Genomic DNA, 15,152 nt, shown 5'->3' on the forward strand with positions numbered 1-15,152 from the left:
TCCACTTCGCGACCGCCCGCGCGCGGGAAGGAGGCTTAGCGGCCAGTGAACTCCACCGTCGCAAACCGTTTCACCTGCGGCTTCGGCATGCGGAGCATGCGAATCTGCATGCTCCGGCCCATCGCTTGGAACAGGAAGCCCTTCTCAGTCTTCGACTCACCGACGACCTCGCGCACCTTGCGACGCACCATCCACCCGTAGAGGAGGCCCTCGGCGACGCAGAGCGCGAGGTAGATCCAGATGAACAGCATCGCCCAGACGGCCGCATTGATCTGCGGAATGAACGTCGCGAAGATCACGAGGAACATGAGGGGCAGGAGCCACTCGCCGAGGGTGATGCGGGCGTCGATGAAGTCGCGCAGGTAGCGCTTCTGCGGGCCGCGCTCGTTCGGCCGCAGGTAGCGGTCGTCGCCACGGGCCATGCCCTCGCGTGCCTTCTGCTGTTCGACGCGCATCTTCGCCTGTGACTGGCGACGCGCTTCTTTGCGGTCTTCGGGAACGAGGGGGCGAAAGTTCGCCGCTTCGGCCTCGCGACGACGCGGCGTCGGACCTTTCTTGCCCTCGGCCTTGCGCACCTCGTCGCCCTGCTCAGGAGCGTTCTGCTCGCCTGCCGACTTCTTCGCCATGGTGTCCTTCTCGTTGCCTACGGTCTATTGATTCTAGGCGACATGTTCGGTGCTCGGTTGCCGACGGGGATGCGCGCCCGCAAGGGCAATCGTGGAGTGTGACGCCAGGTGACGGTGCGTGACGCACCGTGACTCGTGCGACGCATCCGACCCCGACCCGCGGGCGCGAGTTCACTAGGTTCGGTTGGGCTTTCGAACGCGTTTCGAGCCTCCAGACCCCTCCCACAAGGAGCTTTATGACCCCGCGTCTCCGCCTCGTTCCCGCGCTCGCCGCCGCGCTGCTCGCGCTCACGGCATGCGCGGCCGAGTCACCGACCGGCACGGGCGACGCGACGGAACCGCAGCGCGGCGGCACGCTCGTCTATGGCGTGCCCGACGACTTTGGCTGCATGGACCCGCAGCAGGTGTCGAGCAACGACGCGATCAACATGACGCGCCCGCTCGTCGCCTCGCTCACGTCGCAGAATCCCGAAACCGGCGAAATCGAGCCGTGGCTCGCGACCGAGTGGGAGGTGAGCGACGAGTCAACCCACTTCACGTTCACGCTGCTCGACGACGCGACGTTCGCCGACGGTTCGCGCATCGACGCCGAGGCGGTCGTCGCAAACATCGACGGCATCCTCGCGCTCGGGAGCGCGTCGAGCCTTGGCGCCGGCTACCTCTCGGGCCTCGAGGCGGTGACCGCTACCGACGACTTCACCGTGACGTTCGAGTTTTCGACGCCGCGCGCCGACTTCCTCCAGGCGACGACGACCCAGACGCTCGGGCTCATCTCGGTCGACTCGACCACCGCATCCCAGGCCGATCGCTGCGCCGGCAACTTCGTCGGTTCGGGACCCTTCACCCTGCAACGCTACGAGCAGGACACGATCGCCGAGCTCGCGGGCCGCGACGACTACGCGTGGCCCCCGGCGAGCTCCGAGAACCAGGGTGCCCCGTACCTCGACGAGCTCCACTTCGCGGTGATCCCCGAATCCTCGACGCTCACCGGCACGCTGCTGAGCAATCAGATCCAGGCCTCGAACAACATCTCGGCACTCGATCAGGAGATCTTCGCCGAGCGCGGGTACGAGCTTGACCAGCGCGCGAACCCCGGCATGGCCTACGGATTCCTCCCAAACTTCGAGGGTGACGTCGCCAGCGACCCGGCGGTGCGCGACGCCATCTCGCACGGCATCGATCGGGAGGCCGTTGTCGAACTGCTCACGCCACTCGACCGGCCCGCGACCTCGGTGCTCTCCGACACGACCCCGTACTACACCGACTACTCCGACGAGCTTGCCTACGACCCGGAGTTCGCCGAGGCAACCCTCGACGAAGCCGGCTGGGAGGTGGGCGCCGACGGCATCCGCGAAAAGGACGGGCAGCGGCTTACCTTCACGATCGACTTCTGGCAACCGACCGCCGATGTGCTGCAGCTCGTGCAGCAGCAGCTGAAGCAGATCGGGGTCGATATGCAGTTGAAGCAGACCACGCTCGCGCAGCAGCTTGGCACCCTCGGTGACGGAAGCCGCGACTTCTGGTGGGTGAACAGCACGCGCGCCGACCCGAGCGTCACTCAGAACCTGCTCGGGCCGAACGCGCAGTTCGACGAGCATCGCCCGACCGACGACATTGATACGCGCATCGACCGGGTCAACCAGGTCTCCGACCCCGACGAACGCCAGGAGGCGACCGACGACCTCGTCGAGCAGATCCTCGCGGAGGACGCCGTGATTCCCGTCATGCAGCTCTCCACCACGATCGTGAGCGCGCCGGGCACCCACGGCATCGCGTTTGACGCTTCGAGCCGCATCGACTTCCACAGCGCCTGGATGGAGCAGAACTGATGGCCGGGTATGTCCTTCGCCGCGTCGGGTTCGGCGTGCTCATCATCTGGGCCGCGTTCACGATCGCCTGGCTGATCCTCTTCTTCCTCCCCGGCGACGCGGTCGCGGCCGCGGGCGGTGTTGACGCGAGCGACCCGGCCGCCGTCGAAGCGCGACGTGAGGCGCTCGGGCTGAACCGGCCCTGGTACGTGCAGTACGTCGCCGCCCTCCTCGGCGCCGTGACCGGCGACTTCGGCGTGACCGTCGGCACCGGCGAACCCGTCGCGTCGATCATCGGCCGCGCGCTGCCGAACACGCTTGAGCTCGTGGGGCTCGCGCTCATCTTCGCGCTCGTCATCGGCCTCGTCATCGGCGTTGCCTCCGCGTATCCCCGCGCCGCCTGGCTCCGGGGCCTGCTCGGGGCGCTTCCGCCGATCGCGATCTCGCTGCCGTCCTTCTGGCTCGGCCTGCTCCTGCTGCAGGCGTTCTCGTTCGGGCTCGGCTGGTTCCCTGCCTACAACACCGGTACCTTCGCGTCGCTCGTGCTCCCCGCACTCTCACTCGCGATCACGACCGGCGCGTACCTCGCCCAGGTGCTCTCGTCGAGCCTCCGAGTCGAGCTCGCGAGCGCCTACATCGAGCAGGTGCGGGCCAAGGGAGCGACACGCCCCCGGCTCGTGTTCGGACACGCGCTGCGGGGTGCCGCGCTGCCCTCGCTCAACATGGTCGGCATCCTGGTCGCCGGCATGCTCGGCGGCACGGTCGTCACCGAGACCGTGTTCTCGCGGAACGGGCTCGGACGAGAACTCATCAGCGCCGTGGAATCGAGCGAAATCTCGGTCGTGCTCGCGATCGTGACGCTCGCGGCGTTCGTCTTCGTCATCGTGAACCTCCTGGTCGACCTCGTGACCCCGATCATCGACCGGCGCATCGCGCTCACCGGAAAGGCGGTCGCCAAGTGACCTCGCTCACCCAGTTCGGCGCCGGCACGTTCCGCGCCCGCGGGGGCCTCCTTGCGAACATCGGCTTCGGCATTGCCGTCGCGGTCGTCGCCGTGGCCGCCTCATGGGCGCTGTGGCCCGGCCTTTTCACGAGCTTCGACCCGACCGCCGCCGACACGGCGCAGCGGCTCCAGGCTCCCTCGGCCGAGCATCCGTTCGGCACGAACCAGCTCGGCCAGGACGTCTTCGCCCGCACCGTGCACGGCGCCTCGACGACCCTCTCGGCTGCCGCGCTCGCGGTCGGGCTCGGGTTCGTCGCCGGTTCCCTGCTCGGCCTGCTCGCCGGCTACCTGCGCGGGGCGGTTGACGAGATCATCATGCGCATCGTCGACGTGTTTCTCTCCATCCCCGCGATTCTGCTCTCGATCGCGATCGTCGCCTCGCTCGGCTTCGGCATCGTTGAGATCGGCGTCGCGGTGGGAATCACCTCGATGGCGACGTTCGCCCGCGTCATGCGATCGGCGGTGCTGCAGAATTCGCAGGCGGTGTATGTCGAGGCGGCGCGGATGAGCGGGGCACGGTGGTACTCGGTGCTCGCGCGTCACGTGCTCCCGAACTCGATCGCTCCGGTGCTGTCGCTTCTCGCGCTCGAGTTCGGCGTCGCCCTGCTCGCGATCTCGTCGCTGAGCTTCCTCGGCTTCGGCGCGCCGCCCGACGTGCCCGAGTGGGGCGCCCTCATCTCGGCCGGCCGTGACTACATGGCCACCGCCTGGTGGCTCACCGTCATGCCGGGCCTCGTGATCTCGTGCATCGTGCTCGCGACATCGCTCATCTCCAACCGAATCTCGCGAGCCGGGAAGTGACGACATGACCCACGAATCTCCACTGCTCGAGGTGCGCGATCTGCGCGTCGCCTACCGAACCCCCGCCGGTGACGTCGCCGCAGTCGAACACGCCGACCTCGAGGTGCGAAGCGGCGAGATCGTCGCGATCGTTGGCGAGTCGGGCTCCGGCAAGTCGACCCTCGCGCGGGCGATCCTGCACCTCCTCGCGAGCAATGCCGTGACCTCCGCCGACCGTCTCCGGTTCCGCGGGCTCGACCTCGCGGGCCTGAGTCGCAGCGAATGGCACCGAGTGCGCGGCGCCCAGCTCGCGCTCGTGCCGCAGGACCCGGCGCTCTCGCTCGACCCGCTGCTGCCCGTCGGCCGTCAGGTCGCCGAGACCCTGCGCATCCACCGCCGCGCGGGCAAGGCCGAGGCCCATCGGCGCGCCGTCGAGCTCCTCGCCGAGGCGGGCGTCGACCGCCCAGAGGTTCGTGCGCGACAGCTTCCCTCACAGCTTTCGGGCGGGCTGCGCCAGCGCGCGCTGATCGCGGCGGCGATGGCGGGCGACCCGAAACTCCTCGTCGCCGACGAGCCAACGTCGGCCCTCGACGTTACGGTGCAGCGGCAGATTCTCGACCGGCTCGATGAGCTCCGGCGAGAGCGCGGCATGGCCGTGCTGCTCATCACCCACGACCTCGGCGTCGCCGCCGACCGGGCCGACCGCATCGTGGTGATGCAGCAGGGCCGCATCGTCGAAACCGGAACGCCCGAGGCCGTGCTCGGCAACCCCGAGCACGAGTACACGCGCCGGCTCGTCGCCGCGGCTCCCGGGCTCGGGCGCACTGTCGTGCGGGAGCGGCGCTTCATCGACGCCGAACAGCCGCCGCTGCTCGAAGTCACCGACCTGCACAAGCGCTACCGGCTTGGCCGCCAGGAGACCCTCACCGCGGTGGGCGGCGTGAGCCTGCACATCCACCGGGGCGAGACCTACGCACTCGTCGGCGAGTCTGGGTCGGGGAAGACGACGACGGCGCGAGTTGCACTGCAGCTTGAGGCCGCGAGCTCCGGCACCGTGAAGTTCGACGGCGTCGACGTGACCGGCGTGCGCGGCGAGGCCGCACGACAGCTCCACCGCCGCTTTCAGCTCGTGCACCAGAGCCCGTTCGCGTCGCTCGACCCCGTGCGCACGATCGGTCAGACCCTCGCCGAACCACTGCGCGAGTTCGGCATCGTGCCGAAGTCGCAGCGTAACGATCGGGTCGCCGAGCTGCTTGAGTCGGTGTCGCTGCCGGCGGACTTCGCCTCGCGTCGCCCCGACCAGCTCTCAGGCGGCCAACGACAGCGAGTCGCGATCGCCCGTGCGCTCGCGACCGAGCCCGAATGCATCGTGCTCGACGAGGCGGTCTCGGCCCTCGACGTCTCGGTGCAGGCACAGGTGCTCGAACTCCTCGCGCGGCTGCAGCGCGAAACCGGGGTTGCCTACCTGTTTATTACGCACGATTTAGGCGTGGTGCGCGAACTCGCCGACCGAGTGGGAGTATTGCGACAGGGTCAGATGGTTGAAACCGGCTATACGAGCGAGGTGCTCGATCATCCCACCGCCGACTACACCCGGGCGCTCGTCGAAGCGATTCCGGGCCGCGATCTCGCTCGACCCTGAGACGCGGCGGGCCCGCCGACGAACGAACCGAACGAGCAGGAGCGATAGTGACGAACGAACCGAGCGGATTCTCGATCGGCCTCGGAATCAGGGGAGCCGGGTGGCACGCCGGCGCGGATGCGCGCGGGAGTTTTGCCACCGGCGACCCGGAGTCGTGGGCCCGCATTGCGCGCGAGGCCGATGATGCCGGAATCGACGTGCTCACGGTCGAGGACTCGCTCGCGCCAGGCACCGCCTCGGCGACCTTCGACTCCTTCGCCCTGACGAACTGGCTCGCGCCGCAGACCGCCCGAATCGGGCTCGTCCCCACCGCGACCGTGAACCAACTCGAGCCGTTCCACACGGCGACCGCGGTCGCGACCCTCGACTTCACCTCGCAGGGACGCGCCGGCGTCCGCCCGCGAGTCGGCACCTCGCCCACCGAGCTTCGTGCCGTTGGCCGCGAGGGCGGCATTGAGCGCGTGCGCGACGTTCGCGAGCTCCCACTCGCCGAGTTCGAGGCGCAGTTTCGGGGGTTCTTCGGCGAGGCGACCGAGTTCATCGAGGTCGTGCGGCTGCTGTGGGACTCGTGGGAAGACAACGCCGAAATCCGCGACCTCGCGACGAGCCGCTTTATCGACCGCGAACGCCTCCACAATCCCGAGTTCGTTGGTGACCACTTCTCGGTCTACGGCGCGTCAATCACGCCACGCCCGCCGCAGGGGCAGCCGCCCGTGATCACGCTTGCGCACACGCACCTGCCGTACCGATTCGCGGCCGCGACAAGCGACGTCGCACTCATCACGCCGGGCACCGAGGGCACGACCGCCGAGATCGTCGCGTCACTCGCGGCGGCCTCGGAGCAGGTCGACCGCCGGGGGAGCGCTCTCAAGGTCTGGGCCGATGTCAACGTGCTCATCGGCGATGCCGAAACTCGGTTGCGTGACCTCGACGCCGCGGGTGGAGCCCTCACGAGCGACGCAGCCCTCGTCGCGGGCGACGCCGAGTCGGTCGCGCGCCGGCTCTTAGACTTCCGCTCGGCGGGCCTCGACGGCATTCGGGTGCGTCCGCTCGACACCGACGTGGATACGCGAGCGTTCCTCGGCGAGGTGCTCCCGCTCCTGCGCGCCGACGGCGTCACCGAAGCCGACGGCGCCGACCTGCGCACACGGCTCGGGCTCGCGCCAGCGCCAAACCGGTACGTGGCACAGGCACCGTTCACCGCCGACACGGCCGCAGTTCTCACGACCACCGAAGAGGTTTCCGCATGAGCGAGCAGCACCGACAGATCCACCTCGCCGCCCACTTCCCGGGCGTCAACCAGCAGACCGTGTGGAGCGACCCCGCCGCGGGGAGCCAGATCGAGTTCGAGTCGTTCCGACGCTTCGCCGAGATCGCCGAGCGCGGGCTCATGGACTACCTGTTCCTCGCCGAGGGCCTGCGCCTGCGGGAACGCAACGGGCAGATTCACGACCTCGACGTCGTCGGCCGCCCGAACACCGTCTCGGTGCTCTCGGCGCTCGCCGCCGTGACGAAGCACATCGGGCTCGTCGGCACACTCACGACCACCTACAACGAGCCCGCCGACCTCGCGCGCCAGCTCCGCAGCCTCGACGTGCTCTCGCGCGGCCGAGCTGGCTGGAACGTCGTGACGACAACCAACGCGTTCACGGGCGCGAACTTCCGCAAGGGCGACCACCTGCCCCACGCCGAGCGCTACACGCGTGCGCAGGAGATGATCAGCGCGCTCGAGCAGATCTGGGCGACCGAGCAGGGGCACACGACGCGCCTCGACAGTCGCTACTTCGACGCGACCGTGCCGCAGACGCTGCCCGCGAGCCCGCAGGGACGACCCGTGCTCGTGCAGGCGGGTGCCTCGGGCGAGGGGCGCGACATCGCCGCGCGCAACGTCGAGGTGGTGTTCTCCATGTACGGCTCGTTCGACGACGGCCAGCAGTTCCGCAGCGACCTCGATGAGCGACTCGAACACTTCGGCCGCGGCCGCGACGATCTCAAGATCCTGCCTGCGATCACCCTGGCGATCGGGGATACGCCGGACGAGGCAGAGGAGCGCGCGCAGGAGATTTGTCGCGCGCAGGTGAGCGACGCGAATGCGATCTACTTCATGGAGCTCGTGTGGGGGCGCGACCTCAGCGACCACGATCCGAACGGTGCGCTCCCGGCGTTCGACCCCGTCGAGCCGACCACCGCGAACGGCCGCGTTCCGCGCGAGGGCGACCTCGCCGCGCGCATCCGTCAGGCGAACGAGTGGCGCGCCGAGGCCGAAGCGAAGGGCCTGACGCTGCGCGACATCGCGGTGCGCGAGTACGGCCGCCCGAGCCTTGTGGGCACGCCCGAGCAGATCGCCGACGAGATGATCGAGCGGGTCGACGGCCGCGCGAGCGACGGTTTCACGCTCGTCGGCCATCTCGTGCCCGACGGGCTCTCGGAGTTCGTTGACCGGGTCGTGCCGCTGCTGCAGGAGCGCGGCGCGTACCGCACCGAGTACCCGCAGAACGCGACGCTGCGCGACCTGCTCGGCGTCACCGCCGCGCAGCCGGTCGAGCTCGAGGGCCCGGTTCGGGCATGAGCCGCTCCCGTCGTGCGATTCGCCTCGTCGACCGCGACTCGCATCAGCCGACCCGCTGCATCACGTTCGTCGGGGCCGGCCCCGCGGCCGCGGGCATCGTCGAGCGCATTGCCGCGAATCAGGCGGAGATCGACGATCGGCCGCTCATCATTCACCTCATCGACCCGTATCCTCCGGGGGCGGGGCGTATTTGGCGTGACCAGCAGTCGGGGCTCCTCAAGCTGAACTCGATGGCCGGTGACGTCACGATGTTCACCGACGAGTCGAGCACAATCGATGGGCCGATCACCCCGGGCCCCGACCTCGCAACGTGGGCCGAGCTCGTGCGGTCGCGCCGCATTACCGACGTCGAGATCTCGCCCGACAGCGAGCCCGAACTCGTGCGCGAGCTCGAAGAGTTGCAGCCCGAGTCGTTCCCGACGCGCCGCCTCCACGAGCGCTATATGGTCTGGTGCCTCGAACGCAGCGCCGACCGGCTGCTACCGGGGTCGAAGGTGATGTGGCACCGCGCCGAGGTGGTTTCGGTCACCGACACCGAGGGCGGGGCCCAGGTCGTCGAACTCGACTCGGGCGACGAACTCACGACCGACCTCGTGATCTACACCTTCGGCCACCTCGGCTCGCAGGTCGGCGGGGAGGCGCGGTTCTTTACCGACTTCGCGGCGGCGAAGGGTGCGCGTTACTATGCGCCAGCGTTTACCGCGGATCTCGACTACCGCGACCTCGGCGCCGGTGAAGAGGTGCTCGTGCGCGGAATCGGCCTCGCGGCCGTCGACCTCGTCACGATGCTCACGCTCGGGCGCGGCGGTGAATTCGTGCGCAACAACGGGGTGCTCCGCTATGTTCCGAGCGGCCGTGAACCGAAGCTGCTCCTCGGCTCCCGCCGCGGCGTGCCGTATCGCTCGAAGCCGGCCGCGCCGCTGCGTGGCGAGGCCTACGAGCCCCGCTACCTGACCCCCGAGATCGCGAAGCGCGTCGCCGGGTCGGTCACTGAACTCCGCTTTGACCGCGACCTGTGGCCGCTCGTCGAGCGCGAACTGCATCACGGCTACTACCTGGAACTCTTCACCGGGTCGCCCGAGCGGGTGACGATCTCGTGGGCCGAATTCCGCCGCGGGCTCGATGAGCTCGAGCTGCACGGCGAGGCCTACGCCCGCCTTGTCGAACGCGCCGTGCCCGACGCGTGCGACCGATTCGATGTCGCCGAGCTCGACACGCCGCTTGCGGGTCGCCGGTTCGACACGGCCGGCGAGCTCCAGACATGGATGCGCGACCACCTCCGTCGCGATCTCGCGCAGCGCACCGAGGCCGGGCACTCCGAGAACACCGCGCTGTTCTTCGCCGTGTTCCGCAGCTACCTCGCGCTCGCGGAGCTTTCGACGGCCCCGAACTGGGAACCAAGCTCGTACCTGCGCGACTTCCGCCGCACCTGGTACAAGTTCTTCAGCTACGTCGACTCGGGCCCTCCCGGCGAGCGTATTGAGCAGCTCGTCGCGCTGAGCGAAGCGGGCGTCATCGAGTTCCTCGGCGGCGGGGTACGCGTGCGCGCCGACCACGACCGCGGCGACTTCGTCGCGACGAGCGAATCGCTCGCGGGCGAACGGCACGCGGGCACGCTCATCGACGCGTGGCTGCCCGACCCGAGCATCGACACCACCGACTCGAGCGCCCTGCGCGATCTCATCACGACCGGTGCGGGCCGCGAGCAGGTCGTCGGCGCATCGCCGAGCGGCTACCTCGAGGTGCGCCAGCGTGACGGCCGGTTGATCCGCGCCGGCGGTGGCGTGCATCCTCGTCGGTACGCCTTCGGGCCCGGCACGAGCTTCCCGCAGACCGGCGCCTTCGCCCGGCCACGCACCGACGCCCTGTCGTTCCGCCTCTGGGATCGGCTTGCCCGCGCGATTCTGACGGAACTCGCGTCGATCCGCGGCGCGCACGACCACGGCCACGCGACCAACGAAGCCTCTGACGCCGAGCTCGAGCAGATCTTCGACGGCGCCGCCTACTTCGAGCCCGATTCCGAGCCGTCGAGGTAGATTCGGCCGCGCGGCCTCGCACTGCGCCTAGGCTGAGTGGCATGAGCAAGATCGATCCCGCCGAACTCGCCGAGCAGCTGCGCGACCGCGTGCAGCTCGGCATGCCGCACACCATCGACCGCCTCGCGCGCCTCGTGCGCATCCCCTCGGTCTCGTGGGATGCCTTCGACCCCGCGCACGTTGCCGAAAGCGCCGAGCGCGTGCGTGAGCTGTTCGAGGGCACGGGGCTCTTCGATGAGGTCTCGGTGCACCAGTACGAAATCTCCGAGGGCGTACTCGGCCAGCCCGGGGTGATCGCCCGGCGCCCAGCCGCCGAGGGCTGGCCCACCGTGCTGCTCTACGCGCACCACGACGTGCAGCCGCAGGGGAGCGACGACAAGTGGGACACCCCGCCGTTTGAGCCGACGCTGATCGGCGACCGGCTCTACGGCCGCGGCGCGAGCGACGACAAGGCGGGCGTGCTGCTCCACGTCGCCGCACTCGAGGCGATCCGTGACATCTGGGAGGCGGCGGGCGAGCAGCTCGGCCTCGGCATCTCGGTCTTCATCGAGGGCGAAGAAGAGAACGGGTCGGGCAGCTTCTCGAAGTTCCTCGACGCGCACCGCGACGCGCTCGGCAGCGACTACATCATCGTCGCCGACAGCGACAATGCCTCGGTTGATGTGCCAGCGCTCACGGTCGCGCTGCGGGGCAACGTCACGTTCAACCTCACGGTGCGCACGCTCCGCCACGCCTCGCACTCGGGCATGTTCGGCGGCGCCGCACCCGACGCGATGCTTGCCACCGTGCGCCTGCTCAACACGCTCTGGAACGACGACGGCTCCGTCGCGGTCGCGGGACTCGAGTCGCACGATGCGCCCGTTCCCGAGCACGACGAGGCAAAGCTCATCGAAGAGGCCGGCGTGATCGGCGGCGAACTGCTCGGCAGCGGGCCCGTGCTCGCTCGCACCTGGTACCAGCCCGCGATCACGGTGACGGGCATCGACGCGCCCGACGTCGCAAACGCCTCGAACACGCTGATTCCCGAGGTACGCGTGCGCGTTTCGGCGCGCATCGCCCCCGGAACCGACGCGGATGCCGCAGCCGAGGCCATCCTCGACCACCTGCGCGCGAACACGCCCTTCGGCGCCGAACTCGAGTTCGACTCGCTCGGCACGGGCCGCCCGTTCCTCGTCGACGTTGACGGCGACGGGGTCGAACGGATGCGCACGGCGATGACCGAGGCCTGGGGCGCGGAGCCGCAGCTCAGCGGTATTGGCGGGTCGATTCCATTCATCGCCGACCTCGTCGACCGGTTCCCGCACTCGCAGATTCTCGTGACCGGGGTGGAAGACCCGGCCACGCGGGCGCACTCGCCGAACGAGTCGCAGCACCTCGGGGTGCTCCACCGCGCGATCCTCGCGGAAGCGTGGTTCCTCGCCGACCTCGCAACACAGGAATAGAATTACTGCGAGGGGCGTTTCGACGAATACGACGTCGACCCCCGCACGACGCGGCGGAGCGCAGGAGGACTCAATGACGCAGGTATTGGATGGCATCACCATCACCGAGAAGACGCACGGCGTCACGCTGACACAGGCGGCCGCCGACAAGGTGAAGTCGCTGCTCTCGCAGGAGGGGCGCGACGACCTTCGACTGCGGGTCGCGGTGCAGCCCGGGGGATGCTCGGGACTCATCTACCAGCTCTACTTCGACGAGCGGGAGATGGAGAACGACGCCTCGGTCGACTTCGACGGCGTCGAGCTGATCATCGACGAGATGAGCGCGCCCTACCTTGAGGGTGCGTCGATCGACTTCGCCGACACGATCGAGAAGCAGGGCTTCGCGATCGACAATCCGAACGCGCAGGGCAGCTGCGCCTGTGGCGACTCGTTCCACTAGCGACTGGCAACACCACGCGGCGCGGGTGCACACCGAAGGAGGTGTGCACCCGCGTTTTCGTGTCGAACCGCTCCGTGTCTGCACGAGCCTCGCTCCCAAAGGGTCTACACTGAGAGTTGTCTGTATGCGTCTTGTTGAAAGGTCCAACGTGCGGAAGAACCACCGGAAAATCGCAGCATCACTGGCGCTTGCTGCAGTGGCCACGGTGACCCTGGCGGGCTGCACCGCGCAGGAGTTGAACGGCTTCATGCCGGGTGAGCCAGGAACCAGCGACCTCGGCGATATGTTGGCCACATTCTGGGTCAACTCGTGGATCGTCCTGCTCGCGCTCGGCATCTTCGTGTGGGGCCTCATCATCTGGGCCAACGTTGCCTACCGCCGTCGCAAGAACGAGACCGGCATGCCGCACCAGATGCGCTACCACATGCCGATCGAGATGCTCTTCACGATCGTCCCGATCATCCTCGTCGCCGGCTTCTTTGCCTTCACCGCGCGCGACCAGGCCATCGCCGAAGAGACGTACCCGACCGACGATGTCGACGTGCACATCGAGGTGTACGGCAAGCAGTGGGCCTGGGACTTCAACTACATCGCGGTTGACGGCTCGCCGTACGACGGCGACGTCTACTACCAGGGCGTCCAGGCCGAAGAGGTTCGTGACGAGAACGGCAACACGACCGGCGAGATCGTCGAGGAAAACCTCCCGACGCTCTACCTTCCGGTCGGGGCAACCGTGACGTTCGACCTCAAGTCGCGCGACGTCGCGCACTCCTTCTGGGTTCCGGAATTCCACTACAAGGAAGACACGATCCCGGGCAAGACCAACCAGTTCTCGATGGTCGCCGAGCGCGAGGGCACCTACATCGGCAAGTGCGCCGAGCTGTGCGGTGAATACCACTCGATGATGCTCTTCAAGGTCGAGGTCGTCTCGCAGGACGAGTACAACGACTACATCCAGTCGCTGCGCGACCAGGGCAACGAGGGCGCCGTCGGCGACGAGTACGACCGCAACAACCAGAACCCTGGCACCAAGGTTCCGGTCATCGAGCACGACGAAGCTGAATAACTAAGGGCAGGGTGAAATGACTACGACTCAGAACAGGCCCGCGACCGCGGATGCCCCGCGCACCGCGCAGCCCGATCTCACTCCGAGCAAGGTCGGGAACAAGGGCAACGTCATCCTTGACATGCTCACCACGACCGACCACAAGAAGATCGGGTACATGTACCTCGCCTCGTCAGTGGCGTGGTTCTGCATCGGTGGCGTCATGGCGCTGCTCATCCGCGCGCAGCTCTTCGCGCCCGGCATGGAGCTGATCGCGACCAAGGACCAGTACAACCAGCTGTTCACGATGCACGGCACGATCATGCTCCTCATGTTCGCGACGCCGCTGTTCTCGGGATTCGCGAACGCGCTGCTGCCGCTGCAGATCGGTACCGCTGACGTCGCGTTCCCGCGCCTGAACGCATTCGCGTTCTGGCTCTACACCTTCGGTGCGCTCATCGCCGTCATGGGCTTCCTGACGCCGGGCGGTGCCGCGGCGTTCGGTTGGACCGCGTACACGCCGCTGTCGCTCACGACCTTCTCTCCGAGCGTTGGTGGGAGCCTGTGGCTCGCCGGCCTCGCGCTGACGGGTTACGGCACGATCTTCGGTGCGGTGAACTTCATCACGACGATCATCACGATGCGTGCGCCGGGTATGACGATGTGGCGCATGCCGATCTTTACGTGGAACACGCTGATCACCTCGATCCTCGTGCTCTTCGCGTTCCCCGTGCTTACCGTCGCCTGGTTCGGTGTGCTCATGGACCGCGTCCTCGGCACACATATCTATGACGTCGACGCCGGTGGCGCGATCCTCTACCAGCACCTGTTCTGGTTCTTCGGGCACCCAGAGGTGTACGTCATCGCCCTGCCGTTCTTCGGCATCGTCTCGGAGATCTTCCCGGTCTTCAGCCGCAAGCCGATCTTCGGGTACAAGACGCTCGTGCTCGCGACCATCTCGATCGCCGCGCTGTCGGCCTCGGTGTGGGCGCACCACATGTACGTGACCGGTTCGGTGCTGTTGCCGTTCTTCTCGCTCATGACCATGCTCATCGCGGTGCCAACTGGCGTGAAGATCTTCAACTGGCTCGGCACGATGTGGCGCGGCTCGATCACGTTCGAGACGCCGATGCTCTGGTCGCTCGGGTTCCTCGTGACCTTCCTGTTCGGTGGTCTGACCGGCGTGATCCTCGCGTCGCCCGTGCTCGACTTCCACATCTCCGACACCTACTTCGTGGTTGCCCACTTCCACTACGTCGTGTTCGGTACCGTCGTGTTCGCGATGTTCGCCGGGTTCTACTTCTGGTGGCCGAAGTGGACGGGCAAGATGCTCAACGAGGGCCTGGGCAAGGTGCACTTCTGGCTGCTGTTCATCGGCTTCCACCTCACGTTCCTCGTGCAGCACTGGCTCGGTGTCCTCGGCATGCCGCGTCGGTACTACACGTACCAGGCTGAAGACGACTTCACGTGGGCGAACCAGGTCTCGACGATCGGTGCCATCGTGCTCGCGGTCTCGATGATCCCGTTCTTCCTCAACGTCTACCTGACGCACCGCAACGCGAAGAAGGTCACCGTGAACGACCCCTGGGGCTACGGCGGATCGCTCGAGTGGGCGACCAGCTGCCCGCCGCCACGGCACAACTTCACCGAGATCCCGCGCATCCGTTCGGAGCGCCCGGCGTTCGACCTCAACCACCCCGAATATGCGGCACCCGGCGCACACCTCGCCTCGGACGCGCTCGTGAGCGGAAAGGCGCACTAG

Annotated in this window: 12 protein-coding genes; 11 read left to right on the forward strand and 1 reads right to left on the reverse strand. The window is 67.9% G+C overall.

Going from position 1 to position 15,152, the window contains the following annotated elements:
- Nucleotides 1-35 precede the first annotated feature (35 nt).
- Nucleotides 36-626 (reverse strand): DUF3043 domain-containing protein, encoded by a 591-nt coding sequence (locus tag G328_RS0100675; RefSeq protein WP_019617415.1) that lies wholly within the window; start codon nucleotides 624-626, stop codon nucleotides 36-38.
- Nucleotides 627-862: 236 nt separating this feature from the next.
- Here G328_RS0100675 and G328_RS0100680 point away from each other — a divergent pair, with 236 nt between their 5' ends.
- From G328_RS0100680 to ctaD, 11 genes are all read left to right on the forward strand, one after another.
- On the forward strand, nucleotides 863-2,455 hold the full coding sequence (locus tag G328_RS0100680) for an ABC transporter substrate-binding protein (RefSeq protein ID WP_019617416.1): 1,593 nt from the start codon (nucleotides 863-865) through the stop codon (nucleotides 2,453-2,455).
- A complete protein-coding gene (locus G328_RS0100685) occupies nucleotides 2,455-3,396 on the forward strand; it encodes an ABC transporter permease (protein ID WP_019617417.1) in 942 nt (313 codons plus the stop codon). Before G328_RS0100680 ends, G328_RS0100685 begins: the two co-directional genes overlap by 1 nt.
- Nucleotides 3,393-4,238 (forward strand): ABC transporter permease, encoded by an 846-nt coding sequence (locus tag G328_RS0100690; RefSeq protein ID WP_019617418.1) that lies wholly within the window; start codon nucleotides 3,393-3,395, stop codon nucleotides 4,236-4,238. The genes G328_RS0100685 and G328_RS0100690 overlap by 4 nt, the downstream gene beginning before the upstream one ends.
- A 4-nt stretch (nucleotides 4,239-4,242) precedes the next feature.
- Entirely contained in the window at nucleotides 4,243-5,859 is a 1,617-nt protein-coding gene (locus G328_RS0100695; RefSeq protein ID WP_019617419.1) for a dipeptide ABC transporter ATP-binding protein, read from the forward strand.
- 47 nt (nucleotides 5,860-5,906) lie between these two features.
- On the forward strand, nucleotides 5,907-7,109 hold the full coding sequence (locus G328_RS13580) for an LLM class flavin-dependent oxidoreductase (protein ID WP_019617420.1): 1,203 nt from the start codon (nucleotides 5,907-5,909) through the stop codon (nucleotides 7,107-7,109).
- Nucleotides 7,106-8,428: an LLM class flavin-dependent oxidoreductase gene (locus G328_RS0100705; protein WP_019617421.1), complete on the forward strand. Its 1,323-nt coding sequence runs from the start codon at nucleotides 7,106-7,108 to the stop codon at nucleotides 8,426-8,428. Before G328_RS13580 ends, G328_RS0100705 begins: the two co-directional genes overlap by 4 nt.
- Nucleotides 8,425-10,464 carry an FAD/NAD(P)-binding protein gene (locus G328_RS13585; RefSeq protein ID WP_019617422.1) on the forward strand — a complete coding sequence of 680 codons (2,040 nt, stop codon included), beginning with the start codon at nucleotides 8,425-8,427 and terminating at the stop codon, nucleotides 10,462-10,464. Before G328_RS0100705 ends, G328_RS13585 begins: the two co-directional genes overlap by 4 nt.
- Nucleotides 10,465-10,505: 41 nt before the next feature.
- Entirely contained in the window at nucleotides 10,506-11,906 is a 1,401-nt protein-coding gene (locus tag G328_RS0100715) for a dipeptidase (protein ID WP_019617423.1), read from the forward strand.
- A 73-nt stretch (nucleotides 11,907-11,979) separates the two neighbouring features.
- On the forward strand, nucleotides 11,980-12,345 hold the full coding sequence (gene erpA, locus G328_RS0100720; RefSeq protein WP_019617424.1) for an iron-sulfur cluster insertion protein ErpA: 366 nt from the start codon (nucleotides 11,980-11,982) through the stop codon (nucleotides 12,343-12,345).
- A gap of 148 nt (nucleotides 12,346-12,493) precedes the next feature.
- Nucleotides 12,494-13,411, forward strand: a complete 918-nt coding sequence (ctaC, locus tag G328_RS0100725) for an aa3-type cytochrome oxidase subunit II (protein WP_026339544.1) — start codon at nucleotides 12,494-12,496, stop codon at nucleotides 13,409-13,411.
- Between the two features lie 16 nt (nucleotides 13,412-13,427).
- Nucleotides 13,428-15,152, forward strand: a complete 1,725-nt coding sequence (gene ctaD, locus G328_RS0100730) for an aa3-type cytochrome oxidase subunit I (RefSeq protein ID WP_019617426.1) — start codon at nucleotides 13,428-13,430, stop codon at nucleotides 15,150-15,152.

This window comes from [Zimmermannella] faecalis ATCC 13722 (genome assembly GCF_000381765.1).
GTDB lineage: Bacteria > Actinomycetota > Actinomycetes > Actinomycetales > Microbacteriaceae > Gulosibacter > Gulosibacter faecalis.